General features: G+C 63.4%; 25 protein-coding genes. 5 read left to right on the top strand and 20 right to left on the bottom strand.

The window, feature by feature from the left end:
• Positions 1 to 75: 75 nt before the first annotated feature.
• From IYY11_RS20450 to coxB, 10 genes are all read right to left on the bottom strand, one after another.
• On the bottom strand, positions 76 to 678 hold the full coding sequence (locus IYY11_RS20450; protein WP_014892534.1) for a GNAT family N-acetyltransferase: 603 nt from the start codon (positions 676 to 678) through the stop codon (positions 76 to 78).
• 21 nt (positions 679 to 699) lie between these two features.
• The gene (gene thrC, locus IYY11_RS20445; protein WP_196405903.1) at positions 700 to 2,106 is read right to left on the bottom strand and encodes a threonine synthase; all 1,407 of its coding nucleotides are present in this window, start codon (positions 2,104 to 2,106) and stop codon (positions 700 to 702) included.
• Positions 2,107 to 2,363: 257 nt separating this feature from the next.
• Entirely contained in the window at positions 2,364 to 3,104 is a 741-nt protein-coding gene (locus IYY11_RS20440; RefSeq protein WP_196405571.1) for an SURF1 family protein, read from the bottom strand.
• Entirely contained in the window at positions 3,101 to 3,478 is a 378-nt protein-coding gene (locus IYY11_RS20435) for a DUF983 domain-containing protein (RefSeq protein ID WP_196405570.1), read from the bottom strand. The genes IYY11_RS20440 and IYY11_RS20435 overlap by 4 nt, the downstream gene beginning before the upstream one ends.
• Positions 3,479 to 3,549: 71 nt before the next feature.
• Positions 3,550 to 4,440, bottom strand: a complete 891-nt coding sequence (locus tag IYY11_RS20430) for a cytochrome c oxidase subunit 3 (protein ID WP_196405569.1) — start codon at positions 4,438 to 4,440, stop codon at positions 3,550 to 3,552.
• A gap of 76 nt (positions 4,441 to 4,516) precedes the next feature.
• A complete protein-coding gene (locus tag IYY11_RS20425) occupies positions 4,517 to 5,110 on the bottom strand; it encodes a cytochrome c oxidase assembly protein (protein WP_196405568.1) in 594 nt (197 codons plus the stop codon).
• A 2-nt stretch (positions 5,111 to 5,112) separates the two neighbouring features.
• Positions 5,113 to 5,289, bottom strand: a complete 177-nt coding sequence (locus IYY11_RS20420) for a CoxF (protein ID WP_175093738.1) — start codon at positions 5,287 to 5,289, stop codon at positions 5,113 to 5,115.
• A gap of 45 nt (positions 5,290 to 5,334) precedes the next feature.
• On the bottom strand, positions 5,335 to 6,267 hold the full coding sequence (locus IYY11_RS20415) for a heme o synthase (RefSeq protein WP_196405567.1): 933 nt from the start codon (positions 6,265 to 6,267) through the stop codon (positions 5,335 to 5,337).
• A gap of 111 nt (positions 6,268 to 6,378) precedes the next feature.
• Entirely contained in the window at positions 6,379 to 8,040 is a 1,662-nt protein-coding gene (gene ctaD, locus IYY11_RS20410) for a cytochrome c oxidase subunit I (protein WP_196405566.1), read from the bottom strand.
• A gap of 56 nt (positions 8,041 to 8,096) precedes the next feature.
• A complete protein-coding gene (gene coxB, locus IYY11_RS20405) occupies positions 8,097 to 8,960 on the bottom strand; it encodes a cytochrome c oxidase subunit II (protein WP_196405565.1) in 864 nt (287 codons plus the stop codon).
• A 324-nt stretch (positions 8,961 to 9,284) separates the two neighbouring features.
• Here coxB and IYY11_RS20400 point away from each other — a divergent pair, with 324 nt between their 5' ends.
• Complete coding sequence (locus IYY11_RS20400; RefSeq protein WP_196405564.1) at positions 9,285 to 9,821, top strand: invasion associated locus B family protein; 537 nt, start codon at positions 9,285 to 9,287, stop codon at positions 9,819 to 9,821.
• A gap of 7 nt (positions 9,822 to 9,828) precedes the next feature.
• The gene (locus IYY11_RS20395) at positions 9,829 to 10,449 is read left to right on the top strand and encodes a hypothetical protein (protein ID WP_196405563.1); all 621 of its coding nucleotides are present in this window, start codon (positions 9,829 to 9,831) and stop codon (positions 10,447 to 10,449) included.
• 126 nt (positions 10,450 to 10,575) lie between these two features.
• On the opposite strand, the gene IYY11_RS20390 is transcribed toward IYY11_RS20395, so the two are convergent.
• From IYY11_RS20390 to IYY11_RS20370, 5 genes are all read right to left on the bottom strand, one after another.
• Positions 10,576 to 11,055, bottom strand: coding sequence for an ATP F0F1 synthase subunit B (locus IYY11_RS20390; protein ID WP_196405562.1), 480 nt, complete (start codon positions 11,053 to 11,055; stop codon positions 10,576 to 10,578).
• 11 nt (positions 11,056 to 11,066) lie between these two features.
• Positions 11,067 to 11,639, bottom strand: coding sequence for an ATPase (locus IYY11_RS20385; RefSeq protein ID WP_246720135.1), 573 nt, complete (start codon positions 11,637 to 11,639; stop codon positions 11,067 to 11,069).
• Between the two features lie 89 nt (positions 11,640 to 11,728).
• Positions 11,729 to 11,950 (bottom strand): F0F1 ATP synthase subunit C, encoded by a 222-nt coding sequence (locus tag IYY11_RS20380; RefSeq protein ID WP_014892520.1) that lies wholly within the window; start codon positions 11,948 to 11,950, stop codon positions 11,729 to 11,731.
• A gap of 45 nt (positions 11,951 to 11,995) precedes the next feature.
• Positions 11,996 to 12,763: a F0F1 ATP synthase subunit A gene (locus IYY11_RS20375; RefSeq protein WP_196405560.1), complete on the bottom strand. Its 768-nt coding sequence runs from the start codon at positions 12,761 to 12,763 to the stop codon at positions 11,996 to 11,998.
• Positions 12,764 to 12,933: 170 nt separating this feature from the next.
• On the bottom strand, positions 12,934 to 13,281 hold the full coding sequence (locus tag IYY11_RS20370) for an AtpZ/AtpI family protein (RefSeq protein WP_196405559.1): 348 nt from the start codon (positions 13,279 to 13,281) through the stop codon (positions 12,934 to 12,936).
• A 312-nt stretch (positions 13,282 to 13,593) separates the two neighbouring features.
• On the opposite strand from IYY11_RS20370, the gene IYY11_RS20365 reads away from it, so the two are divergent.
• The gene (locus IYY11_RS20365; protein WP_196405558.1) at positions 13,594 to 14,193 is read left to right on the top strand and encodes a CPBP family intramembrane glutamic endopeptidase; all 600 of its coding nucleotides are present in this window, start codon (positions 13,594 to 13,596) and stop codon (positions 14,191 to 14,193) included.
• On the opposite strand, the gene IYY11_RS20360 is transcribed toward IYY11_RS20365, so the two are convergent.
• Positions 14,148 to 14,822 (bottom strand): ceramidase domain-containing protein, encoded by a 675-nt coding sequence (locus IYY11_RS20360; protein WP_409455268.1) that lies wholly within the window; start codon positions 14,820 to 14,822, stop codon positions 14,148 to 14,150. The two genes, IYY11_RS20365 and IYY11_RS20360, sit on opposite strands and share 46 nt — an antisense overlap.
• A 413-nt stretch (positions 14,823 to 15,235) precedes the next feature.
• On the opposite strand from IYY11_RS20360, the gene IYY11_RS20355 reads away from it, so the two are divergent.
• Positions 15,236 to 17,779, top strand: a complete 2,544-nt coding sequence (locus tag IYY11_RS20355) for an HWE histidine kinase domain-containing protein (RefSeq protein WP_196405556.1) — start codon at positions 15,236 to 15,238, stop codon at positions 17,777 to 17,779.
• Between the two features lie 315 nt (positions 17,780 to 18,094).
• Here IYY11_RS20355 and IYY11_RS20350 read toward each other — a convergent pair whose 3' ends face one another.
• Both IYY11_RS20350 and smc read right to left on the bottom strand, forming a co-directional pair.
• Complete coding sequence (locus tag IYY11_RS20350; protein ID WP_196405555.1) at positions 18,095 to 19,108, bottom strand: AI-2E family transporter; 1,014 nt, start codon at positions 19,106 to 19,108, stop codon at positions 18,095 to 18,097.
• A gap of 236 nt (positions 19,109 to 19,344) precedes the next feature.
• Positions 19,345 to 22,800: a chromosome segregation protein SMC gene (smc, locus tag IYY11_RS20345; protein ID WP_196405554.1), complete on the bottom strand. Its 3,456-nt coding sequence runs from the start codon at positions 22,798 to 22,800 to the stop codon at positions 19,345 to 19,347.
• 359 nt (positions 22,801 to 23,159) lie between these two features.
• Between smc and IYY11_RS20340 the strand changes: the two genes are divergently transcribed.
• Entirely contained in the window at positions 23,160 to 23,756 is a 597-nt protein-coding gene (locus IYY11_RS20340) for a gamma-glutamylcyclotransferase (protein WP_196405553.1), read from the top strand.
• Positions 23,757 to 23,863: 107 nt separating this feature from the next.
• Here the strand turns inward: IYY11_RS20340 and IYY11_RS20335 are convergent, their stop codons facing one another.
• Both IYY11_RS20335 and IYY11_RS20330 read right to left on the bottom strand, forming a co-directional pair.
• Positions 23,864 to 24,292, bottom strand: coding sequence for a hypothetical protein (locus IYY11_RS20335; protein ID WP_246720133.1), 429 nt, complete (start codon positions 24,290 to 24,292; stop codon positions 23,864 to 23,866).
• A gap of 278 nt (positions 24,293 to 24,570) precedes the next feature.
• The gene (locus IYY11_RS20330) at positions 24,571 to 25,503 is read right to left on the bottom strand and encodes a glycine--tRNA ligase subunit alpha (protein WP_196405552.1); all 933 of its coding nucleotides are present in this window, start codon (positions 25,501 to 25,503) and stop codon (positions 24,571 to 24,573) included.
• Between the last annotated feature and the right edge of the window lie 311 nt (positions 25,504 to 25,814).

The following is a 25,814-nucleotide window of genomic DNA, read 5'->3' as shown; positions in this document are numbered from 1 at the left end:
GCGCGGCTCAAGCCGCAGGGAAGCTCGTCCCGCGCCGCGCGCCCCGCATCGATCGGGCGTCTCTTTCAGCACCGCTTACGCCGGCGACGGCGGATTGATCGGCTGAGGATCAGTTTCCAACAGCGCATAAAGCAAATGGTCGCGCCACTGTCCGTTGATGTTGAGATAAGAGCGCGCATAGCCCTCCTGCTTGAAACCGACGCGCTCCAGCAAACGCTTGGAGGGCTCGTTCGTCGGTAGGCAAGCCGCCTCGATACGATGGAAGCCGCGCTTCTCGAAAGCATAGGCGCAAGCGGCGCGCGCGGCGCGGGTCATGTGGCCCTTGCCTGCATAGGGTTCGCCCATCCAGTAGCCGAGCGTCGCCGCCTGCGAGACGCCCCGCCGGACATGACCGAAGGAGAGGCCGCCCATCAGCGCATCGTCCTCCTCACGGAAGATGAAGAAGGAATAGGCCTCGTCACGGGCCATTTCCTCGGCGTGGCGGCGCACGCGATAGCGAAAGCTCGCCCGTGTGAGATCGTCGATCGGCCACAGCGGCTCCCAGGGCGTCAGGAAGGAGCGGCTTTTTTCGCGCAGTTCGGCCCACTCCATGTAATCGCGCATTTCGGACGCGCGCAGATAAAGACCGTCGCCTCTAATCGGCAGGTCGCGTCGCCCGATTACGCTGAAGATCGCCATCGTTCTCCTTGCCAGACCTTGTCAGTTCTTCGCCGCCCGCGCGTGCGATGAAATAAATTCGGCGACTCGCGCGCCATCATTTTCAAGAATCGTGAATCGTTCCGGCGCGTCAAGTCGGGCCGCAATATTTTCAGGCGGCTGCGGGCGCAGTCCGATGGCGCGCTCAATAGCGTCCGGAAACTTTGCCGGATGCGCCGTCGAAAGCGCGATGACGGGCGTCGCCGGATCTTTCGCAAGCCGCGCGCGCGCCGCGGTGACGCCGGTCGCCGTATGCGGATCGAGCACATAGCCGGTCTCGCGCCAGGTGCGGCGAATCTCCTCCGTCGTCTCGGCCTCGCCGACGGACTCCGCGTCGAATTCGGCGCGAATGGCGGCGAGCGCCGCAGCTGGAATCTCGAAGGCGCCGGATTGGTCGAGCGAGGCGAAAGCGGCGCGGATCACCGCCGGATCGCGCCCGCTTGCGTCGAATAACAAGCGTTCGAAATTGGATGAAACCTGAATGTCCATCGACGGCGACTGAGTCGGCGTGACGCCCCGCGGCTCGTAACGCCCGCTGGCAAGCGCGCGCGCAAGAATGTCGTTGGCGTTGGTGGCGACGACCAATCTCTCGATCGGCAACCCCATCCGCTTGGCGACATAGCCGGCGAGCACGTCGCCGAAATTGCCCGTCGGCACGGCGAAGGAAATATGCCGATGCGGGGCGCCGAGCGCCACGGCGCTCGTGAAATAATAGACGGTCTGCACGACGACGCGCGCCCAGTTGATCGAATTGACCCCGGCGAGTCCGACGCGTGAGCGAAAGTCGGCGGCGCGAAACAGCCGTTTCAAAATCGCTTGCGCGTCGTCAAACGAGCCCTGCAGCGCGATCGTATGAACATTGTCGTCAGCGACCGTGGTCATTTGCTTGCGCTGCACGTCGGAGACCCGGCCGTGCGGAAACAGGATGAAGACGTCAACGCGATCCAGGCCCTTGAACGCGTCGATCGCCGCGGCGCCCGTATCGCCGGACGTTGCGCCGACGATGGTGGCGCGCAGATTTCGCTCTTCGAGCACATGATTCATCATGCGCCCGAGGAGCTGCATCGCCAGATCCTTGAAGGCGAGCGTCGGCCCGTGAAAAAGTTCGAGTACGAAGAGATTGTCGGCGATCTGCGTCAGCGGCGCGATCGCGCGGTGACGAAACCCGCTATAGGCGCTCTCGGTCTGCGCCCGCAAAATCTCATGCGAAAACGTCTCGCTGAGATAAGGCGCGATCACTTGCGCCGTCGCTTCGGCATAGGGCCGGCCCGCGAGCGCGGCGATCTCGGATGGCGCGAGACGCGGATAGGCGAGCGGCGTGTAGAGCCCGCCGTCGGTCGCGAGACCGGCGAGCAGCACGTCGTCAAAGCCAAGCTGCGCGGCCTCGCCGCGGGTTGAGAGATAGCGCAATCTTCGATCCATCGATGCGGCGGGCGCGCCGCTTGCGACGCGCATGTCATACGATTTCCTTCTGAGCCGTTCAGGGGTCATTCCCGACGCGCGGAGCGCGATTGGGAATCCAGAGCAATACCAGCGCTCCTAGGTAGGCTCTGGATTCCCGATCAGGCCTTCGGCCTTTCGGGAATGACAGATCAGCGAACGGATCAATCGGCGTTCAGTTCATTGCGCCTTTTCATAGCATATTCGCGATCGCCGCAAGGCCGAGGCTACGGCGCGTCGGCGCGCGCCAGGACGCCGCGGGCATAAAGCGCGAATATCACTAGAAGCGCGAGCGACAGGCTGAACCACGTCACGGCGTAGGAGAAGTGATTATTGACGATCATTGGAACGCCCCCCACCGGGCGCGGCCAATCCGGCCCCGCTGCGGGAGCCGCATCAATGACGAGCGCGAAAGGCGCGACGTCCGCTAAGCCGAGAGCGGCGGCGATCGCCGCGGGATCGCGCGCAAAGAAGACGCCCTTCTCGGGCTGGTCGGCGGGCGTGAAGGGGTTGCGGCGCTCCGGCGCGCGCAGCAGTCCAACGAGCGTCGCTTCGCCCGGAGGAGCGGCGCGCACGGCGGCGTCGCCGGCTTTTGAGGCGGGAAGAAATCCCCGATCGACAAGCATGAGGCCGCCGCCCGTCAGCGCGAAGGGCGTGAGCAGCCAATAGCCCGGCTCTCGGCTCGCGCCCTCCGGCGGCGCGGCGAAGACCAGCGCATCGCGGCCGTCGATAAAACGACCCGCCGCGCGCACATGCATGAAGTCGTAATCTTCAGCGCGAAGGCTCGCCCATCCCTCAGGCGGCGGAATCGGCTGCGGCGACTGCGTGGAGCGCTGCTCGACGCGTGCGATCAGCGCCTCTTTCTCGCCGAGCCGCCGCACCTGCCAAAATCCCAGACTGACCAGCAGCGCAAAGAGCAGCGTCGTCGCAACCGCCGGCCCCAGAAGCGCGCGGACGGCGGCGCTCACGACTGATGGCGGCTTTCTTCAGCCTTGTTGAAATATTGCAGGGCGATCAGCAGGCCCTTCATCGGCCGCAGCAGCCCGACGCAGAGAATGGCCGACAGGGGCACCAGGATCGCGGCGTGCACCCAATAGGACGGTTGATATCCCACCTCGACATACCACAGCACCGCGATCGCGACGAAGCCGACGATGGTCATGACCAAGATCGCCGGGCCGTCGCCCGCGTCGGCAAAGGAGAAATCGAGCCCGCAAACCTCGCATGTCGGCGCAACGGTCAGCAGGCCCCGGATCATATGGCCCTTGCCGCAGCGCGGACATCTGCCGAGGATTCCGTCGACATAGAGCGAAACGGGCGGATAGACGTGCTCTTGTGACATGTTGGTCCTCCAACGAAAACGGTCACGGGCGCGCCCGTGACCGTCCAATGTTCAAATTAGCGCAGGCGCGCCTATTCCATTGTCCCGCCCCAGTTCCCCCACACGTAAATGCTGGCGAACAGAAACAACCAGACGACGTCGACGAAGTGCCAGTACCAGGCGGCGAATTCGAAGCCCAAATGCTGGTCCGGCGTGAAGGCGCCCTTGAAGACGCGCAGCAGGCACACGACGAGGAAGATCGTGCCGACGATCACGTGGAAACCGTGAAATCCGGTCGCCATGAAAAAAGTCGAGCCGTAATTCGTCGCCGCCGGCTTCGCCGGGTCGAAGGCGAAGGCGAAGGGCGCGTGGAGATATTCATAGGCCTGAATCGCCGTGAACAGCAGGCCGAGCGCGATCGTCGCGATCAAGCCCTTCTTCAACACGCCGCGATTGTTTTCCAGAAGGCCATGATGGGCCCATGTCAGAGTCGCGCCGGAGCTGAGCAGAATGAGCGTATTGAGGAGCGGCAGTTTCCAGGGGCTTAGCACTTCGATGCCCTTGGGCGGCCAGATGCCCTGGAACAATTCGGTGCGCAGGACCTGCGCCGCATCGGCCGGGAAAAGCGCCGAATTGAAGAACGCCCAGAACCAGGCGACGAAGAACATCACCTCCGAGAAGATGAACAGGATCATGCCGTAGCGATGATGCAGGCGCACGACGGGCGAGTGGAATCCGCCGGCGCTCGCTTCGTGGATGATGTCGCTCCACCACGCGTACATCACCAGCAGAATGCCGCCCAGGCCGACAAAGAACATTGTGCCGCCGAAAGTCATGCCGCCGATCGGCGCGCCCTTGTGCTGCGCCATCCACATGACCGCGCCGATCGCCGTGATGAGCGCGGCGAGCGCGCCCACGATCGGCCACGGACTCGGATCGACCAGATGATAGTCGTGTTCGGGTTTCGCGTGTCCGTCCGCCATCTTGCTCTTCCTTGTCATCGGCCGGCGGTACCGGCCAGTCCCCTAGTTTGCCGTGCGGCCAAGTCGCGCGGCGCCGTCAACCCTTCGGCTTTGCGATCGCCGTCTCGCTCGTCTTCGCCGCGGTGGAATCCTTGATGGCGAAGAACGTGTAGGACAGCGTGATCTCGCGAACGCCGCGCATGCCTTCTTCACGCTCAAGAGCGGGATCGAGATAGAAAACCACCGGCCATTCCTCGGCCTCGTGCGGTCCGAGCCGCTTCTCCTCGAAGCAGAAGCAGGCGACCTTGACGAAGAAGGCGCCGGCCTGGCCGGGCGTGACATTGTAGGCCGCCTGGCCGCTGGTCTCGCGATCAGAAAGATTGGCGACCTTGTAATAGACGGTTTTCGTCTCGCCGGTGCGCAAGGAGATCTTGGCGACCTCGGGCTCGAAGCGCCACGGAAGATCGCGGGCGACATTGGCGTCGAAGCGCACGGTGAGCACGCGCTCGCCGGGGGACGGCGCGCCGGCAAGATTGGTCCTCGGCGTGCCGCCAAAGCCAGTCGCGGCGCAAAAGGCCCGGTAAAGCGGAGCGGAAGCGAAAGACAGGCCGAGCATCGCCGCCGTGCCCACGACCAGCGCCGCCGCGATCATCTGCGGGCGTTTGCGTGATCGAGGCGCCGGCGCGTTCATGGTCAGATCGTCCGATTGACGATGGCCGCGCCAAACTTCACCAGCGTGACGGCGTAGAACAGCACAGCGAGGAGCGCGATCGTCACACCGATCGCGATGTTGCGCGCCCGACGGCTGCGCGCCTGCTCTTCGGTCAGAACGACCCCTGGCCGGTCGAATAGACTGGCGCGCTCTTTCATTTTGTCTCCTGCATCGATCATTTCGCTCACCATTCGCTTGGCCGCCTAGATCAGCGCAAAGATATGCGCCGTCTGCTCGACGACGAGGACCAGGAACAGCAGGAATAGATAGAGGATCGAGAACAAAAACATCCGGCGGGCGGCGAGACGCGCCGCGTCGCCTTCGCGCCGCCTGAAGACCATCGCCGCGACAGCGACGAGCGCGATCCCGCAGCCGATCGAGATGAGCCCATAGGCGAGCGAGGCGAAGCCCATCAGCCAGGGCGCAACGCCGAGCGGCGCGAGCGCCAGCGCATAGATCAGGATTTCGAGCCGCGTGCGGTCTTCGCCGGCGACATTGGGCAGCATCGGCACGCCGGCGCGAGCGTAGTCCTCGCTTCTCAGCAAGGCGAGCGACCAGAAGTGCGGCGGCGTCCACATGAAGATGATCGCAAAGAGCACGACGCTCGCGAGATTGATCTCGCCCGTCGCGGCGGCATAGCCGACCATCGGCGGAAGCGCGCCGGCGGCGCCGCCGATGACGATGTTCATCGGCGTCCAGCGCTTCAGCCACATCGTATAGATCACGACATAGAAGAGAATGGTGAAGGCGAGCAGCGCGGCGGCGAACCAGTTCGCGACATAGCCGAGCGTAAAGACCGACAGCGTCGCCAGCACGAGGCCAAAGGCGAGCGCCGTTTCGGGATCGAGCCGGCCGGCGGGAATTGGCCGCTTGCGCGTGCGCGTCATCAGCGCATCGATATCGGCGTCGTACCACATGTTGAGCGCCCCGGAAGCGCCGGCGCCGACCGCGATCGCGAGGAGCGAAGCAAAGCCGATCAGCGGATGCGGCGGCGTCGGCGCGAGCAACAGGCCGGCGAGCGCGGTGAACACCACAAGCGACATCACGCGCGGCTTGAGCAACGCGAAATAGTCCGACGGCGCCGCGACCGAGATGCGCGGAGCCTGTTCGTCATGCAGATAGGATGCGTCGCTCATGGCGTTTCACTCAAAACCTTGGCCGCCGAGGCGGGCGCAGCGAGCAGCGTCATGCTCGCCAGGGCCGGCTGCATCGTCGGCGCGAGTTCATTCGCGCCGACGCTTCGTTGGTTACCGGCTCGCCCCGGTGATGCGCGGCAGAACCTGGAACTGATGGAACGGCGGCGGCGACGACAGAGTCCATTCCAGCGTCGTTGCGCCCACGCCCCAGGGATTGGCCCCGGCCAGACGCTTCTTCATGAAGGCCTCAATGATCGCGTAGAACCAGACGATCAGCGAGAGCGTGACGAAGATCATGCCGGAGGACGACACCAGATTCCACAGCGCGTAAGCGTCCGGATAGTCGATGTAGCGGCGCGGCATCCCGCCCAGTCCGAGGAAGTGCTGGGGGAAGAAGACGACGTTGACGCCGATGAACAGCAGCCAGAAGTTCGCCTTGGCCAGAGTCTCCGAATACATGTAGCCGGTCATTTTGGGGAACCAGTAATAGAACCCCGCATAGAGCGCGAAGACCGCGCCGAGCGACAGCGTGTAATGGAAGTGCGCGACGACATAGTAGCCCTCGTGGAACTGCTTGTCGGCGCTGGCGTTGGCGAGCACGACCCCGGTGATGCCGCCCATCGTGAACACGAAGATGAAGCCGATCGCCCAGACCATCGGCGCGCGGAACGAGATCGACCCGCCCCACATCGTCGCGATCCAGGAGAAGATCTTGATGCCGGTCGGCACCGCGATCACCATGGTCGCCAGCGTGAAGTAGCGCTGCGCATTGAGCGACATGCCGACCGTATACATGTGGTGCGCCCACACGATGCTGCCGAGCACGCCGATGCTGACCATGGCGTAGGCCATGCCGAGGTAGCCGAACACCGGCTTTTTCGAGAAGGTCGACACGATCTGGCTGATGATGCCGAAGCCGGGAAGAATGACGATGTAGACTTCCGGATGGCCGAAGAACCACAGCAGATGCTGGAACAGAAGCGGATCGCCGCCGCCCGCCGGGTCATAGAACATCGTGCCGAAGTTGCGGTCGGTGAGCAGCATCGTCACGCAGCCGGCAAGCACCGGCAGCACGAGCAGCAGCAGGAAGGCGGTCACGAGCATCGACCACACGAACAGCGGCATCTTGTGCAGCGTCATGCCGGGCGCGCGCATGTTGAAGATCGTCGTGATGAAGTTGATTGCGCCAAGAATCGACGATGCGCCGGCGAGATGCAGCGCCAGGATCACGAAATCCATCGCCGGGCCGGGCGAGCCGGTGTTCGACGACAGCGGCGGATAGAAGGTCCAGCCGCCGCCGAAGCCCTTCATGCCCGGCGCGCCTTCGACGAACATCGAAATGACGGCGAGCACGAGCGAGGCGAAGAGCAGCCAAAATGAAATGTTGTTGAGGCGCGGGAAGGCCATGTCCGGCGCGCCGATCATGATCGGCACGAACCAGTTGCCGAAGCCGCCGATGAGGATCGGCATGGCCATGAAGAAGATCATGAGCACGCCATGGACCGTGATGAACACGTTGTAGAGGTTCTTGCCCGCGTCCAGCGCCATCGACGGATCGGCGCCCTGGAGCGCTTCCGCAAGCCCTGGAAAAATCTGCACGCCCGGATACGCCAGCTCGAGCCGCATGCCGAGCGACAGCAGGAAGCCGATGACGCCGCCAATCGAACCGAGAATGATGTAGAGCGTGCCGATGTCTTTGTGGTTGGTGGAGAAGAGGAAGCGGCGCAAACCCCTCGGATGATCATGCGCCCCGGCCATCGTCGAACTCGCCATCGTCATGTTCCTTAGAAAAACTAGTGTGTACCGTTGCGTCTCGTTTCAGCGGCTATTCAGTGGCTTTCGGCGGCGACCCGCACCCGCGAGTCGGCGCTGGCGAACTTCTGCTTCGCCTGGGCAAGCCACTCATTGTATTTCTCGCGGCTGACCGCGCGGATCACGATCGGCATATAGGCGTGATCCTTGCCGCAGATGAAGAAGCACTGGCCGTAGTAGACGCCTTCCTTCTCGATCTTGAACCATGTCTGATTCAAACGACCGGGGATCGCGTCCATGCGAACGCCGAACGACGGGACGCCGAACGCGTGGATGACGTCGTTCGACGTGATGTGCACGGCGATGACCTCATTGACCGGCACAACCGCCTCATTGTCGACAGACAGCAGACGAAGATCGCCGGGCTGAAGTTCGGATTCGGGCTTCAGCATCTGATCGAAGCCAAAGCCGCCGCCCTGATCCTCGGGATACTTGTAAGACCAATACCACTGATTGCCGGTCACTTTGATCGTGACGGACGCCTCCGGCACCTCAACTTGCTCCGCCAGCAGTCGCAGCGACGGAACGGAGATGAACAGAAGGATCAGAACCGGAATCAAGGTCCAGACGATTTCGAGCGGCGTATTGTGCGTCAGCTTCGAGGGAATGGGGTTCCTCTGCTCGTTGAAGCGATAGCTGACATAGACCAGCAAGCCCAGAACGAAGAGCGCGATGAACGAAATGATCGGCATCAGCACCATGTTGTAGAATTGCTGAGTCCCCAAGCCGACCGGCGTCACCATGTTCGGCAGGCCGAGGCCGCCCGGGGTGGGCTGCCCTTCAACTTGTGCGAGGGCGAAGCCGGCGAACAAAGTCGCAGGAATCGTCACGGCGGCCGCCAATGCGCCACGTGTGAGCATTCGTCGATTGACGTTAAACATTAAAGCCGCCTTTCGAACCCTTCGCCAGACAGTCGTTGTTCTTTTTGCGATTTCCGTGCGCAGCCCGCCCAAAGCCCGCCCCGCTCGGTAGTCGGCCGGTTCAATCACAAACCGTCGGTCCGCGCAATTGTTGCAACGCCAGATTCGGCAGACAAATCGTCGCGTCAAAGCGTTTGCCAAACAATGCGGCGCGAACGCCGTCGACCTTGACAGTTGGAGTCCATTTGATAGGCAACGACCTGTCGCGCTGGACGGCCGGCGGAGACCGGCCAGTTCCCTGCGTTACCATTTGAACGGCCGCGGCGCCGTCAGCCAGGAGCCATCATGAAGTCCTTGCGCGCTGCGAAAACGCGTCGCCTGTTGCGACATCAGGTCGCGCCGGCGGCCTCATTGCTGTTGCTCGGGCTCAGCGCCGTCGCGAGCCACGCGCAAGGCGGCCCCGCCAGAGCTAAATTCGGCGACTGGGAAATGCGCTGCGAGAAGCCCGCAGGCGCGGCTGCGGAACAATGCGCGCTGATCCAAAGCGTGGTCGCCGAGGATAAGAGCAACGTCAACCTCGTCGTCATCGTCTTGAAGACAAGCGACGGCAAGAGCCGTCTGCTGCGTGTGATCGCGCCTCTCGGCGTGCTCCTGCCAAGCGGGCTCGGCTTGAAAATAGACCAAACCGACGTCGGCCGCGCCGGCTTTGTCAAATGTCTGCCGACGGGCTGCGTCGCCGAGGTGATGATGGACGACAAGCTCATCGATCAGCTGAAGAGCGGCAAGACCGCGACCTTCATCATTCACCAGGTTCCGGAAGAAGGCATAGGTCTGCCGCTGACTCTGCAGGGATTCAAGGATGGATTCGCAAAGCTGCCGTAACGATTGCATGAAGCGCCCGGTGGGCAAGCTCTCCAGGACTGCGCGGAGCCGCCTGGCCATTGCTGTTTCAGCGTCCATCGCGCTTACGCCTGTGGCGGCGGCTTTCGAACTGCCGCGGCTTCGCGTGCCCAGCATCTTCGGCGGCGGCGAACAAAAAGAGGGACAGCCCGCGCCGCCTGGCGCGACGCCAGATTGTCCGGAAGTCTTCGTTGAAAGCGGCGCGGCCATGCTGCGCTCGCCGCCGGACGCCGACAGCGCCAACGTGCGCTACCAGCTTTCGCTAGGCGAAACTGCGCGCGAATGCGTGGTCGACGGCGATCGTCTGACGATCAGAGTGGGTCTTGAAGGCTCCGCCGTGCTCGGCGCGCTCGGTCAGCCCGGCGCCTTTGGCGCCAATCTGCGGGTGGCGATTCGCCGTCTGAAAGACGATACGCTCGTCGCCTCGAAGACCTATCGCGTCAGCGCGTCAATCCCAAAAGGCGGCACGCGCGGCGAATTTCAAGTCGTCGCCGATCCGTTCACGGTGCCTCTGATGAGCCCGCGCGCCCAGGACGATTATGAAATTCTGGTCGGCTTCACCCAGGGCGCAGAAAAGCCCGCAGCCGAGAAAAAGCGCAAGGGCGGCTAGAGCAGGCTGCGAAAAGGTTGACAGACTTTTTCGACGCCAACCTGCTCGAGCATTGCGATTTTGAGCGATTCCTTATCGATCACGGGATTCCATGTGATCGGGAAGCGCTCTAAGCCGCCCGTCTCATCAGTGCGCGAGCGACTTCAATTCCTTGATGCCGTCGCCGACGAAATCCTTGCCAGCGCCCGCGCCGGCGGCGAGCGCGCGCTCGGCGATCTTAACCGCGGCGTCGGCGGCGGCGGCGCGCACTTCGGCCGAGGCCTGCGCCTCCGCCTGTGCGATCTTCTGTTCGACCTGCTTGACGCTGCGGTCCATGAATTCGCCGAGCCGGCGACGCCCCTCGGCGGCAATCAGTTCCGCCTCTTCCTTCGCCTGCGCGACGATGGCCTTGGCTTCGGCTTCCGCTTCCGCCCGCTTCTGTTCGAAGGACGCCAGGAGCGCCTCCGCTTCGTTGCGCAACCGTTCGGCTTCGGCGAGCTCGCCCTTGATGCGGTTGATGCGCGCATCAATGAAGGCGGTGAACTTCGAATGCGCGCCGACCCAAATCATCCCGAGAACGAAGATTGAGAAGCCGACGGCGACGTAAAATTCCGCGTCGAAATGCATTGAGCCTCTCCTCAGTTCGACGACGCCGCGTGATGCTTGGCGAGCGCGGCTTGGTCGATTTTGGCGCCGGTGAGCTTCTCGACGATGGCGGCGGCGGCGTCGACGGCGATCTGCTCGACGTTGCCCAGCGCCGTGCGCTTAGCGCTCGCGATGCGCTCGTCGGCGGCGCGGAGCTTCTCCGCGGCCGAAGATTCGGCGAGCGTGCGCTGCTTGGCGGTCTCCTCGCCGATCTTGTGCTGCGCCTCGCGGCCGATGGCTTGCGCTTCGTCGCGGCGATGACGAAGGTTTTCGTCATTGGCGGCCGCGGCGGCCTGCGCCTTCGACTGCATCTCGCGCGCCGCGCCGAGATCTGAAGCGATCTTGGCGCCCCGGTTCTCGATGATGCCGCCCACGCGCGGAAGCGCGATGCGCGACATCAGCACGTAGAGCAATCCGAAAATCACGACGAGCCAGAAGATCTGCGGCGCGAAATTCTCGGTCTGGAAGGGCGGAAAAACGCCCTCATGATGCGCTTCGCCGGCGCCGACGGCCTCGTGCGTCGTCTGCTCGCCCTCGGCGGCGAAAGCGGAAGAGATGATCGCCATGGACATGATCCAAGTCTCGGACAGGGGCCGCGCGGCGGCCGCGCAGCGCATGAGAAAATGCGCCCGGCCGCAAGGCCGGACGCGAAAATTCACTGCTTCAGGAAGAGCAGTATGGCGATGAGAAAGGCGAAGATGCCCAGGCCTTCGGCCAGCGCCGCGCCGATGATGGCGTTGGTGAACTGGGAAGCGGCCGCCGACGGGTTGCGCAGGGCGCCGTTGACGAAGTTGCCGAAAATGATGCCGACGCCGATCGCCGCAGCGCCGGTGCCGATCGCCGCCAGTCCGGCGCCGACGAGTTGCATTTCTGACATATCTTACTCCTGCTGAATGGGGCGACGTTTATTGTTCGATTTTTATCAGTGGCCCGGGTGAATTGCGTCGTTCAGATAGACGCATGTGAGAACGCTGAAGACGAACGCCTGCAGACAGGCGACGAGCAGCTCGAGCGCATAGAGCGCGACGATCGCGAGGATCGGCACGGGCGCGAGCGCCGCCCAGACGCCGGCGCCGAGCAGCATCACCACGAAGCCGCCGAACACGGCGAGAGTGATGTGGCCGGCGAGGATGTTGGCGAACAGACGGACGGAAAGCGACACCGGCCGCGACAGAAAGGAGATGATCTCGATCGGCACCAGCACGACGAGCACCGGCAGCGGCACGCCATGCGGCACGAAAAGGTTAAGGAAGCCGAAGCCGTGGCGATAGAGGCCGTAAACGACCACGAGCGAGATCACCACGATCGCGAAGGCGAAGGTGACGACGATCTGGCTCGTCACCGAATAGCTGTAGGGCACAAGCCCGATCAGATTGGCGATGAGAATGAAGGCGAAGAGCGTGAAGACGAAGGGAAAGAATTTCATCCCTTCCGTCCCGGCGGTCTGACGCACCATGCCGGCGACGAATTCATAGAGCATCTCGGCCATGGCCTGCACGCGGCCCGGCACGATCGCCTTCTTTGTGGTCGCCAGGATCATCAGCGCGACGACGCCAAGCGCGGCGAGCAACATGAACAGCGAGGCGTTGGTGAACGACGTCTCGACGCCGTTGATCTCGAAGGGCCACAGTCGATGCAGCTCGAACTGCTCGATGGGATTGGGCTTTGCGGCTGCTTCTTCCGGATTCATCGCTTTTTCCGGGCGTCGCCGCCCGGCCCCGCTTGGCGCTTGCACGCGCCGTCGTGTTCCCTAGAGGGCTTGCCGATCACATGGACTCATGCGGTCGACAAGGAATCGCTCAAAATCAAAACATTGGAGCAGGTTCTCATCGAAAAAGTCTGTCTTTTTCGGAACCTGCTCTACTCCTCGCCCGGCGCTTTCGGCTTCGCCACGCGATAAACATTCCAAAACCCCGCCGCGACGCCCAGTCCCAGCATGACGATCAAAAGCCAGGGCGTCGTGCCAAGCCATTTGTCCGCCTGCCAGCCGATAACGGCGCTGACCAACACCGCCCCGACGAATTCGGAGAACGCGTTGAGGCCGACGCGCATGGCGCGCGTGAAGCCCTTGCGCTCGGTCCGCGGCGCCGCTTCGGCGGCGGCCTGCTCTTCATCGACCTTGCGCAAGGCCGCGTTGAGCTTTTGAAGCCGCGCGTTGAGCGCCGCGCGCTCCGCGTCTTCCGCGTCGTCGTCGTTCTCGTCGCTCATCGGCGCTGTTCGCCTCGCAAATTGCGCCATGCGCAAAAATTGAACGATGGCGCGACGTCGCGCGACGGAAAAGTCGAACCGTTCGGGAGACGGCGCGAAACTCTCGGCCTTGCGGCCAATCCTTTCGAGCCGCGCGCAACATATTTCCGGTCTTTCATTTAGTCAAGGCGAGGCTCGTTTAGATAACACATTGAACTTTAAGCGTATTTGTCGGAGCCGACCCATCTGCTCTTCGACGAGGCGCCGCGACGCGTCAAAATGCCGGCGCTCGGGCGCGCGGAACTGTGACAGGGGAAAGTCTGTTACGCTTTTATGACGCTTCCCCTGCGATCCTTGGCGCCGCTGATCGGCTTCGTGCTCTTGCTGCTCGCGCCGAGCCTGGGGATCGCCGCCGGCGCGCTATCATTCCAAATCCGCTTCGAGGCGCTGCTTGTCGTTTCCGGTCTTTGCATCGCGGCCTGCGTGCTCGGCGGCTATTCCTTCGCGGAACTCGGTCTGGGCGCGCCCCGAGGCGCTCGCGCCTGGCTGATCTGCGGCGCGCTGACCTGCCTGCTTCTGGCGGGAATCGTCGTCGAAGCGCAGTTCCTGAGTCATTCAAATCCCGAGCCGAACTGGGTCGCCTTCGCGCCCTTCTACTTGCTGGTGTCGAGCCCCTGCCAGGAGATCGTCTGCCGCTCGGTCCCCAAGCTGATCGCCGATCGGCTGCAGATGAGCGGACGCAATTACGTGCTGTTTTCCTCGGCGGTCTTTTCGCTGATGCACGGGGCCTATGGCGACCCCGTGCTGCTCGCCAACACGTTTCTCGCTGGCGTCGCTTGGAGCACCGCCTATCTTTTCACGCGCAACGTCTGGCCGCTGACCGCCTCTCACGCCGCCGTCGGCTCTTTCGCGTTCTGGATCGGACTCGCCTGATCGTCGGTGCGCGGTCCGACGACGATCGCCGCGCGCAGCAGCAGCCACAACACGCAGGCGTTCAGCATATGCCACAGAAAATGCGCGCCGAGCGGAACGGCGGGACAGATCGCGCGGTCGATCGTTCGAAAGACCAGCGAGATGGCGAAAAGCAGCGCGGCGACAGCAAGTGTGCGGGCCGTACCGCGTTGACCGCTCCGTGACCACAGCAGCGCGGCGAAAATCGCTAGCGCGGCGAGCGCCGGCAGATACCCGACCGAACCGTTCAGCGCCTCGAGTGTCGTTGCGAAAAATGAGAGGGCCGCGAAAGCCAGCGTGATCGCCATCGCGCGCATCATCGACAGACGAAAGTAACGGCGAAGCGCCAGTAGGAAATAGCCGTAAATGAAAATTGCAATGGGGATCACGTCGAGCAGCATGGCGCCGCGCGTCGCGACCGTATGGAAGACGAAGCTCCCGACGCCCACCGACGCCGTGACGATGATGAGCGCGAGCGCAGGATAATCCGCCCCGCCCCGCCGTCGCCAAAGAAGAAAGGCGCTGGCGGCCGCGATCACGAAAGCGAAATTGCTCAGCGCATTCGCCGGCTCCGCCCAGAAGGCCGAACTCTGCCTTTCGCAATAATCCATTACCGGCGCGCGCCAATCCATGAGCTTTTTTGCTGGTCAATTGCTACGGCAGGAAGACGCTCTCAAAAGTCGCGGCTCGCGTCGTTGAATTTGTTTGTTTTCATGTTTCACGTTATTGTGACACACGTCGTTACATAAGCTTTGACACATGCAGTTACATTGCTGCGACGCCTTCCTTCAAATCAAGACGCCTTCACGCAGTCCTCGCAAATACAGTGACTTGTATTCACAGACCGCCCTACAGATTTTTGAGACGGTGGCCAGGTCGGTTCATCCAACGGGACTGCGATAGCTCGAGATAATTATGACAGTCAGCAGCGTAGACGAGAAACAAATACGCCAGAGCCGATTTTGATCCACCCATTACTTGAAAAACGCCTGGACTGGAGATACCGCTAAGGCTAAGTTTGGCCATGGATCTTTCCGCTTGCGACAAAGAACCGATCCACATATCCGGCGCGATCCAGCCGCACGGGATTTTGCTCGCGCTCGACCCTGAACACATGACCGTGGTCCAGGTCGCGGGCGACACAATGGCGCTTCTCGGCGTGCCTCCGGAGGCATTGCTCGGCCAGAGTTTGGAGGCCCGCCTCGGCTCTGTTGCGGCGACCAAATTATGCCGTCTCATTGATAAGGCGATCATAATTCCACGCCCGCTACTGGTGTTCGAGACGTCTATCGGCGATTCGACGATGGCGCTCGATGGAGTCGTGCACATCTCCGAGGGATTGATCATCATTGAACTTGAGCCGCAACGCTCCGGGTTCGAGCGGGAGCCTCTGGCGCTCGTGCAGCGCATGATCGCCAATTGCACCGCAACGGAGACGATTTCGCAATTCCTTGCATCCGTAGCCGAAGAGGTTTTCAGAGCCACCGGCTTCGACCGCGTGATGGTCTATCAATTTCTACAAGATGGGTCGGTAAGCGTTATTGCCGAGTCGCGCGCCGAAGGCGTCGACTCGTTTCTCGGGCTTCGATATCCTGCGTCTGATGTTCCGCAGCAGGCGCGACGGCTTTATGTCGCCAATTGGTTGCGACTGATTCCCGACGTAGATTACACGCCAGCGCCGCTCATTCCGGCGGACAACCCGAAAACCGGCCGGCCGCTCGATTTGAGCCACAGCGTCCTGCGAAGCGTCTCGCCCATCCATGTCCAGTATTTGAAGAACATGGGCGTGCAGGCTTCCATGTCGATGTCGATCGTGATCGACGGAGAGTTGTGGGGCTTGATTGCCTGCCATGACTATTCCCCGCATTTTTTAGACACGCGGTTGCGCGCAGCCTGCGAATTGTTTTCGCAAGTCGCTTCCCTTCAGCTCCAGGAGAAGATCTCATCAGAGCTGGCGCGAGAGCGCGTGAAAGCCGGAGAGATCGAGCGCGCGATTGTCACATCGATGGCGCGAGAAGGCTTCAACGACGCGCTGATTTCCAGTCCGCCGAATCTGTTGGATCTCATCCCAGCGAATGGTTGCGCGGTCTTTGTCGATGAAAAATTGACGAGCATTGGCGACGTGCCTTCTGAAAAGCAGATTATGTCGCTGATCCATTGGCTCGACGCCAATGGGCAAGATGGCGTTTTCGTCAGCGAATCTCTCCCTGTGCTGTTTGCGCCAGCAGAAGACTTTCGTCAGGTCGGCTCCGGGGTGCTCGCGATATCCGTTTCGCGGACGCCAAGGGATTACGTGATCTGGTTCAGACCGGAAGTCACGGAAATCGTGAAATGGGCTGGAAACCCGGAAAAGCCCGTTCAGCCCTCGTCCGATGGCGAGACGCTGTCGCCCCGCGCCTCCTTCACGGCCTGGGAACAAATGGTGCGCCTGAAGTCGGAGCCTTGGACCGGAAGGGAAGTGGAATCCGCCAAAGCGCTGCGCACATCGATTATGGAGGTTATTCTTCGCACGCTCGATGAAGCTTTGCGGGAGCGTCATGCAGCGAAAGCCCGTCAAGACATGTTGATGGCCGAACTCGACCATCGGGTGAAAAACACGATCGCCGTCATCCAGTCGCTCGTTCGATTCACGTCACGGTCCGCGGCCTCGCTCGAAGCGTTTCAGGAGGATTTGCAAAATCGGCTGTTCTCCATGGCGCGGATGCAAACTCTCTTGACCGAAAGCAGGTGGGAAGGAGTGTCCATCAAGACATTGGTCGAATCGGAGCTCGAAACTCTTCCTTCGGATTGTTGCCGGGTCACAGGCGACCCGGTGGTGCTCAAACCAAAGGCGGCGCTCGCCATCAGTCTCGCCATTCACGAACTCGCCACGAATGCGCAGAAGTATGGATCTCTCTCGATCCCGGGCGGGCTCGTCAGCATCGACTGGGGCGCCGAAGAGAACAGCCCGGCGGAGTCTTTTGTCATCACATGGAAGGAGAGTGGCGGCCCGCGCGTTACACCGCCCACCAAAAAAGGCTTTGGACGGGTGCTGCTCGGCAAGGCAATCGCGCTCGATCTACAGGGCGCCGTCGAGCTTACGTTCGACCCCGAGGGCGTGCAATGTCGCTTGTCGATGCCGCTCACTCAGATCGCGCGGCGAGATGAGCCGCTCGACAAGAAGAAAGGCGTGCACGTCGCGCCCGCGACCCTCGCAGCGTGCGACAACGCGCGCGTGCTTGTTGTTGAAGACTCCGGTCTAGTGGCGCTGAATGTGTGCGAACTGCTTCGCATGCATAAAATGATCCCGGTCGGACCCTTCGGAATTATTCGAGAGTGTTTGCGCGCGCTCGAGGTCGAAAATTTCGATATCGCTCTGCTAGATATCGATCTCAACGGCGAGCCAGCTTGGCCGATCGCGGACGCGTTGAAGGATGCGGGGAGGCCGTTCGTTTTCACGACCGCTTACGACAGCGATATGCTCATTCCTGCCCGATTCGCCGCCATACCCGTGGTCAACAAGCCCTACTCGGACCAACGATTATTGGAGACGCTGTCCAAGGCTTTAACGCCAACACCCGGCAATTAAGAAAGGGTGTAGGCCGGCATCGGCCTGCTCGGGCGGCACTGTTTTCATTCGGGCAGCTTGTGACCACATGTGGTTTTCGCTGGCGTAAGTCGATGCGCGGGCGGCTGTTTTCAATTTGATCGCCGCCGACGACGATCTCCACCCTCCCCTTGAGGGGGAGGGTCGAAACGCGAAGCGTTTCGGGGTGGGGTGACTTACGGATAAATGCATAAACAAAGTCGCACTGAAATGGCGCACGTCATAAGCAATCATCGGAGAAGGGCTTCACCCCACCCCGCGCCTTCGGCGCGACCCTCCCCCTCAAGGGGAGGGTGTTTACGCCTTCTCTCCCGGCAGCGGCGTCGACTCGCCCAGCGTATCCCGCACATAGAGCTTGATCACCGCGACATAGATGACGACCGTCAGCGGCGCCGCGAAGATCGTCGCGCCCAATCCGAACAGCGTGCCGAACAGCGCGATCGAAATGAGCATGAGCGCCGGCGGCACGCGCACCAATTGCCGCTGGATGAGCGGCATGATCATGTTGCCGTCGAGCTGATGAATGGCGAGGTAAGCGAGGATCGTCCAAAGCATCGTGTAGGGTCCGATCGTGGCCGCGACCGCCACTGAAGGAAAGATCGCCAGAATCGGTCCGATATAGGGGATGAATTCCGAGAGCCCCGATATGGCGCCTAGCGCGAAGGGCGACGGCAGGCCGATGAGCCAGACCGCCACGCCGGCCATGACGCCCATTGTGACCATTTCAATCATCTGACCAAGCAGCCAGCGGCGCAGCGCGGTGGAGACGTGACCGAGCGTTTCGCGCGCTCTGTTGCGCCAGCGCGGCGCAAACAGCAGCGTGAAGCCTTCGCTGTAGAGCGCCGGCTCGCTCGCGATGAACACGCCGGCGAAAAAAGCCACGAGCGCGCCAAGAACGGCCTCGATGCTGATGGTGAACGACCGTCCGATCAGATCCGACAGCGAAAAATCTTCGCTCAACGATTTTGGCAGATAGTCGGACAGTCCCGATCGGGCGATTTCGAGCGAGATCGCGTCCGCCGTGTCCTCGGCGCGGCGCAGCACCTCATGAAATTCCGAAGCCATCGTCCGGCCGAAGAGATAGAAGGTTCCACCGATGATCGCGGCGATCAGCAGGCCCGAAAGCGTGAGCGCCACGCCGCGCGGCAGTCGCAGCTTGAGGAAAGGCGTCGCCACAAGATGAATGAGCGTCGCGACGAGCACCGCGCCTGTCGCAAGCACGATGACATTGAAGAGCAGCCAGATGAGAAACGGCGCGAGGGCGAGCGCAATGAAAATCGCCGAACGCAGAACAAATTCGCTTCTGGTCATGTCAGCTTCGCCCGATCACACGATTGTCATTCGAACCGCTCGCAGGTCATTCCCGACGCGCGTCTTGCGCGCGATCGGGAATCCAGAATCAAAACCAGCATTCCTGGATCGGCTCTGGATTCCCGGTCAGGCCTTCGGCCTGCCGGGAATGACGGCGTTGCGAACAAGATCAAGCGAAATTGCCATCACGCGTTCGCGCCCAAGCGGAGGCCAAGCGCGTTGAACGTCTCAATCCCTCAACTCGCCAACGCGAATTTCTCCGCCTGCTCGAGATCGACCGAGACCAGCTGCGAGATGCCGCGCTCGGCCTGCGTCACGCCGAACAGCCGGTCCATGCGCGCCATGGTGATCGGATTATGGGTGATGGTGACGAAGCGCGTGTCGGTCTTCTTGCGCATCTCCTCCAAGAGATCGCAGAAGCGCTCGACATTGCTGTCATCGAGCGGCGCGTCGACCTCGTCGAGCACGCAGATCGGCGATGGATTGGTCAGGAAGACCGCGAAAATGAGCGACATCGCGGTCAGCGCCTGCTCGCCGCCCGACAGCAGCGTCATCGTCGTCGGCTTCTTGCCCGGCGGGCGCGCGAGAATGTCGAGGCCGGCCTCAAGCGGATCGTCGCTTTCGACAAGCTGCAGTTCGGCCGCGCCGCCGTCAAAAAGGATGGTGAACAACTCCTTGAAATGCGCGTTGACCTTGTCGAAGGCCGCGAGCATGCGCTCGCGCCCCTCCTTGTTGAGACTGGCGATCGCGGCGCGCAATTTCTTGATCGCTTCCGAAAGGTCGTCGCGCTCGGCGATCATCTTTTCGCGCTGCGCCTCGACCTCGGTGAGTTCGTCCTCGGCGCGCAGATTGACCGCGCCGAGCCGTTCGCGGTCGGCGCGCAAATTCTCAAGCCGCCGCTCGATGTCGGCGATCTCCGGCAGATCGTCGCCGTCTTTGACCTCGGCGAGTTGGGCGAGCGCCTGCGGCGTCGATTCGAGATCATGCGCGATGGCGCGCTCGACGTCGGCGACGCGCTGGCGCGCGGCCTCCAGCTGCGCCTCGCTGCGCGCCATCTCTTCGCGCGCGGCGCTCATCGCCTCGAGGGCGGCGCGGGCGGCGCGGTCAGATTCGGCAAGACGCGTTTCGGCGCTGGCGCGCGCGTCGGATGCGTCGCGACGCGCGGCCTCGGCCTCTTCGAGCGCATTCATCAGCGCGCGGCGCTGGCCGATGAAGGCGTCGGGCGCGTCGCCTAGGCGCGCGTTTTCCTCTTGCGCCGTCGCCAGCCGCTCTTCCAGCTCGCCGATGCGGTCCTGCGCCCGATCGCGGCGCTCCGCCCATGACGCCGTTTCTCGCGCGATCGCCGCGAGCCGCGACGCGCGCGCGGCTCTTTCGTGGCGCAGGGAGGCAACCGCGGCCCGCGCCTCGCCGGCCTGGGCGCGCTCGGCCAAAGCGCGGCCACGCAAATTCTCCAAAGCGCCGGCGAGAAAGGCCGGCTCCTCAAGCTGGTCGAGCGCCTGCGTCACGCTTGTGCGCTTCTGCGCGGCCTCGTCGCGATTGGCGAGCGTCCGCGCCTTGGCTTCCTGCAGCGCTGACAGGCGCTGGCCGATCTGCGCCTGACGACGCTCCGCCGTCGAATGGCGTTCGCGCGCTTCCTCCAGGCCAACGCGCGCGCGGCGATGCGCGTCGCGCGCCTCCGCGTCGGCCTGGGCGGCCGCTCGCGTGGCTTCGCGCGCCGCGTTCAGCTCGGCGGTCAGCGAATCGGCAGCGGCCCGCGCGGCGGCGGCTTCGACGCGCAGATCGGCGAGCCGGTTCTTCTCGGCGAGGCGGCGCGCGGCGGCGGTCGGCGCCTCGGCGGCCTGGGTGAAGCCGTCCCAGCGCCACAGATCGCCCTCTTTCGAGACGAGCCGCTGGCCGGGCTTTAGAAGCTTGCGCAGGCTCTCGCCCTCGGTGCGCAGCACGACGCCGATCTGCGCGAGGCGACGGCGCAGCGCCGGCGGCGCCTCGACCAGCGCGGCGAGCGCGCGCACGCCATTGGGCAGGGCCGAATCGCCCTCCCCAGACGTCACCGACCAATGCGCCGGCGCCGAATCTTCGGCCGAGGCGTCGAGATCGTCGCCGAGCGCCGCGCCCAGCGCGGTCTCATAGCCCTTCTCGACGGTCATGCTCTCGACCACCGGCGCCCAGAGGCCGCCGGAGCCGGTTTGCAGCAAATGTTCGAGCGTGCGGATCTCGGTCTCGAGCCGCTGGGCGCGCAGCGCCGCCGGCTCCAGCGGCGTGCGAGCGGCGGTCTCGGCGTCGCGCGCCCGCCGGGTGGCGGCCTCGGCCTCCTGCGTAGCTTCTTCCGCTCCGCGCGCGTCCTGCGCCGCCTGTTCGAACGCCTGGGCGAGACGCTCGACCTCGTCGGCGCCGCCGCCCTGCCCGGCGATCAGCGCAAATTCCGTCTCGATGCGGGTGAGCTCCGCCTCGAAGCGCGCGACCCGCTGATTTTCATCGCGCAGCGCCGCTTCAAGAGCCGATCGCCTGGCGTTGACGCCGGCGAGTTGCTCCTGCGCGCTCGACAGCTCGGCCTCGGTCGCCGCCAGCGCCGCTTCGACGTCGATCAGCCGCGCTTGCGCCTCGGTCTCGCGGCCGGCGTCGTGGGCGTCGCCGCCTTGCAGCTCGGCGCGCTCCTCCTCAAGCCGCTGCGCGACCTCCGCCGCGTCCTGAATCAGCGCGCGTTCGCGCTCGAGATCGCGGCCGAACTGTTCGATATGGCGCTGAAGCTCGGCGATTCTCTGCTTGGCGCGCTGCTCGTCGGCCTCGAGCGCCTGACGCGCGACGACGAGCCGATGCAGCGCCGCGCCGGCCTCCGCCTCCTTGTCGCGCAGCGGCGGCAGCTCATGCGCGGCGACCGCCTGGAACTTCGCCGCCTCCGCCTGCTCCAGCGTGCGGTCCTGCACGCTGCGCCGGCCGGCGTCGAGCTTCGAAGCGGCGCCCTGCAGCTGCTGTGCGGCGAGCTGATAGGCGAGAAGCGCCGCCAGCGCCTCGTTCTTGCGGATCTGCGCCGCGAGCCCGCGGTATTTTGTGGCCTGGCGCGCCTGGCGCTTGAGGCTGTCGGCCTGGCCGTCGACCTGTTTCAACACGTCTTCGAGGCGCGTGAGATTTTCCGACGCGGCGTTGAGGCGCAGCTCAGCCTCGTGCCGGCGCGAATGCAGCCCGGCGACGCCGGCGGCGTCTTCGAGGATGCGGCGGCGCGCCTGCGGCTTCGCCGAAATGATCTCGCCGATCTGTCCCTGGCGCACGAGCGAAGGCGAGCGGGCGCCGGTGGCGGCGTCGGCGAAGAGAAGCTGCACGTCGCGGGCGCGCACCTCGCGGCCGTTGATTCGGTAGGTGGAGCCCTGCTCGCGCTCGATTCGGCGCGTGACCTCGATCGCGTCGGCGTCGTTGAAGGCCGCCGGCGCCGTGCGCGACGAATTGTCGAGCACCAGCCCGACCTCGGCCAGATTGCGCGCCGGGCGCGAGCCGCCGCCCGAGAAAATCACGTCGTCCATGCCGGACGCGCGCATGTTTTTATAGGAGTTTTCGCCCATCACCCAGCGCAGGGCTTCGACCAGATTCGACTTGCCGCAGCCATTGGGGCCGACGACGCCGGTTAAGCCCGGCTCGATGAGGAAATCGGTCGGCTCGCAGAAGCTCTTGAAGCCCAGAAGGCGCAGGCGCTCGAATTTCATTGCCTAAAGACCGCCACAAACTGCAGGGGAAAGCAAGAAAACCGACGCGATATGTTGTGGGTAGGCGCTACCGAAGGCGCTCCCGAGACGGAGGCGCGTCGCATTCCGCCACCGAATCACGATTTTCATTGCATCGCAGGATTGCGGCGGAAAAAATGGATTCGAGACATGAGTCGGCCGTCAGGTGACGGTTCCCTCATCCTTCGAGACGCCTGCGCCGATCTCGGGTTTACCCGTGATCGGCATTTGAAGCCCAAGTCAGGCAAGCCCGACTTGGGTGCAGGCTCCTCAGGATGAGGAAACCTTCAGTCCAACACTGCGAATTTTTGAGCGAAATCGCGAGGCTTAAAAGGCGTAGAATGGGTTCAGCCAGTCCGCGGGACGAAGATTTCTGGGTGTTCGGCTACGGGTCGCTGATGTGGCGGCCGGGCTTCGACTTCCTCGACAGCGCGCTCGCCTGGGTGCACGGCTATCACCGGGCGCTGTGCATCTTCTCGCATGTCCATCGCGGCACGCCGCAGCGGCCGGGGCTGGTGCTCGGGCTCGATCGCGGCGGCTCCTGCCAGGGCGTCGCCTTCAAAATCGCGGCGCGCGACCGCGCCGAAACGATTCGCTATCTGCGCGAACGCGAACTCGTCACCTCGGTCTATCTCGAAAAAACGCTCGGCGTGCGATTCGTCGACGGCGGCGGCGCCAAGGCCCTCGCCTATGTCGTCGACCGCACGCATATCCAATACGCCGGGCGGCTGCCGGAAGATGAGATGATTCGCCTGATCGCCGAAGGCGTCGGCCTCAACGGCGACAATCCCGCCTATGTGCGCAACACCTACGAACATCTGCTGCGGCTCGACATCCATGACGCCGAACTCGCCGAGGTCGTCCGCCGGCTCGATCACGAGTCCTGCAGGACCGGGCCCGCGACCGGCGGCGCCGGCGATGAGCCGACGCCGCTTTGACGCAACGCTTTGCACAACGCTTTTACGCAACGACTAACGCTTGCGCGCACAGACTTGCGCGCACGAAACTCGCGACGCAACGCTGACGCTACAGACGGTCCGCCTGATCAGTTGAGCAGCGACGCGGAAAGATCGCGCAACGACGCGGCGTCGGCGCAAAAATGCACATGCCATTCGGCGACGCCGAGCTCCCGCGCGATCTCGCGCAGCCCGCGGCGGTCGCCGTAGCTGCGTTCCTGCGCGAGAAAGACGCAGACCGGCCGCGTCGCCGCGCCCTCCCGCGCGACGCCGATGACGACGCCATTCGTCACGTCGGCGACGAAAGACTCCTCGCCCGACTGAAACACCGAGCACACATAGCGGCGGCCGGAAGCGCCGCGCCAGGAAAAGAACCGGCTGCGCAGCGAATCCGTCTCGGCGAGCGATAGAAGCGCCTGGCCGCGCGGCGCGGAATCCTCAAGCCCCAAGACGCTGCTAGAGGCGCTGCTAGAGACGCTGCGAGCGATGCTGAAAGACGGATAACGGGGCTGATACATGGCACGATCCGCTAACGAGGATGAACACGGAACATGACTAGAACGAAACGGGCACAACGTCAAGGAGCGCGCGCCCATCCATGTCTCTTGGGTTCCTGGCAAAAGACAGGACAGGCGCGCACGCGCCGCTACTCGCCAACGGCGCAAGACGGTTTCCCGTCTCGCGCTTAGTTATGCATGGCGATGATCTTGGAAGATGTGCGCCAACGCGCATGACGAACGCTTTACCTCTTATCGAGGTGGGCGCCGATTGAGGCTTTCGCAATAGCGCGCGCGCCCTATCCGTTCGCGCCGCCGCCCGCCGTGCGCAGCCAGGCCGCGCCGCAGGCCTTGGCGAGTTCGCGCACGCGCAAAATATAGCTCTGGCGCTCGGTCACCGAGATCACGCCGCGCGCGTCGAGAAGATTGAAGGCGTGGCTCGCCTTGATGCATTGGTCATAGGCCGGCAGCGCCATGAGATGCATCTCGTCGCCCGAGCCCGCGCCAAAATGCAGCAGGCGCTCGCATTCGGATTCGGCGTCCTTGAAATCTTTAAAAAGTTTTCCCGTGTCGGCGGCCTCAAAATTGTGGCGCGAATATTCCTGCTCGGCCTGCAGAAAGACGTCGGCGTAGGTGACTTTTTCGTCGCCGTCGCGGCCGTTGAAATTCAATTCCATGATGCTGTCGACGCCCTGCAGATAGCAGGCGAGACGCTCCAGCCCATAGGTCAGTTCGCCGGCGACCGGCGCGCATTCGAAGCCCGCCACCTGCTGGAAATAAGTGAACTGCGAGACCTCCATGCCGTCGCACCAGCATTCCCACCCGAGCCCCCAGGCGCCGAGCGTCGGGCTTTCCCAATCGTCCTCGACGAAGCGGATGTCGTGGAGCTTCGGATCGACGCCAATCGCCGAAAGCGAAGCGAGATAGAGCTCCTGCAGATCGGGGGGCGAGGGTTTGAGGATCACCTGGAACTGATAGTAATGCTGCAGGCGATTGGGATTCTCGCCATAGCGCCCGTCCTTGGGGCGCCGGCAGGGCTGCGCATAGGCCGCGCGCCACGGCTTCGGGCCGAGCGCGCGCAGCGTCGTGGCCGGATGAAAGGTGCCCGCGCCCATCTCCATGTCATAGGGCTGCAGAATGACGCAGCCCTGCGCCGCCCAGAAGTTTTGCAGGGTGAGGATGAGCCCCTGGAAGGAGCGGATGGGGGAAAGATGGGGGGCGATGGGGGGCATCGCCGCGTATACTCCCTCTCCCAGTTCCTCGGAAGTCGGCTGTTGCCGACTTCCGCATTCAACGCGCAAGTCGGAAAAATCCGACTTGCGTTGAGAGGGTTGGGGTGAGGGGCTGGGAGCGTTGGCTGAAGGATTCTTGACGTTTGCTTCCGTGCTTCGATCAACGCTCATGTCAAAACCCCAAGCCCCTCACCCTTCCCTCTCCCCGCCAGCGGGGAGAGGGTTTGCGCGCAAGCTATTGGCGGGGCCAACGCAGGTCAACGACATGCTTTGCAGACGGCGGGCGGGTGAATATCCGGGATGGGCCAGAG

Origin of the sequence: Methylocystis sp. H62 (assembly GCF_015709515.1) — a bacterium.
Lineage (GTDB): Bacteria > Pseudomonadota > Alphaproteobacteria > Rhizobiales > Beijerinckiaceae > Methylocystis.
The sequence above is the reverse complement of the archived record's forward strand: the minus strand, read 5'-3'. Positions and strand labels throughout refer to the sequence as shown.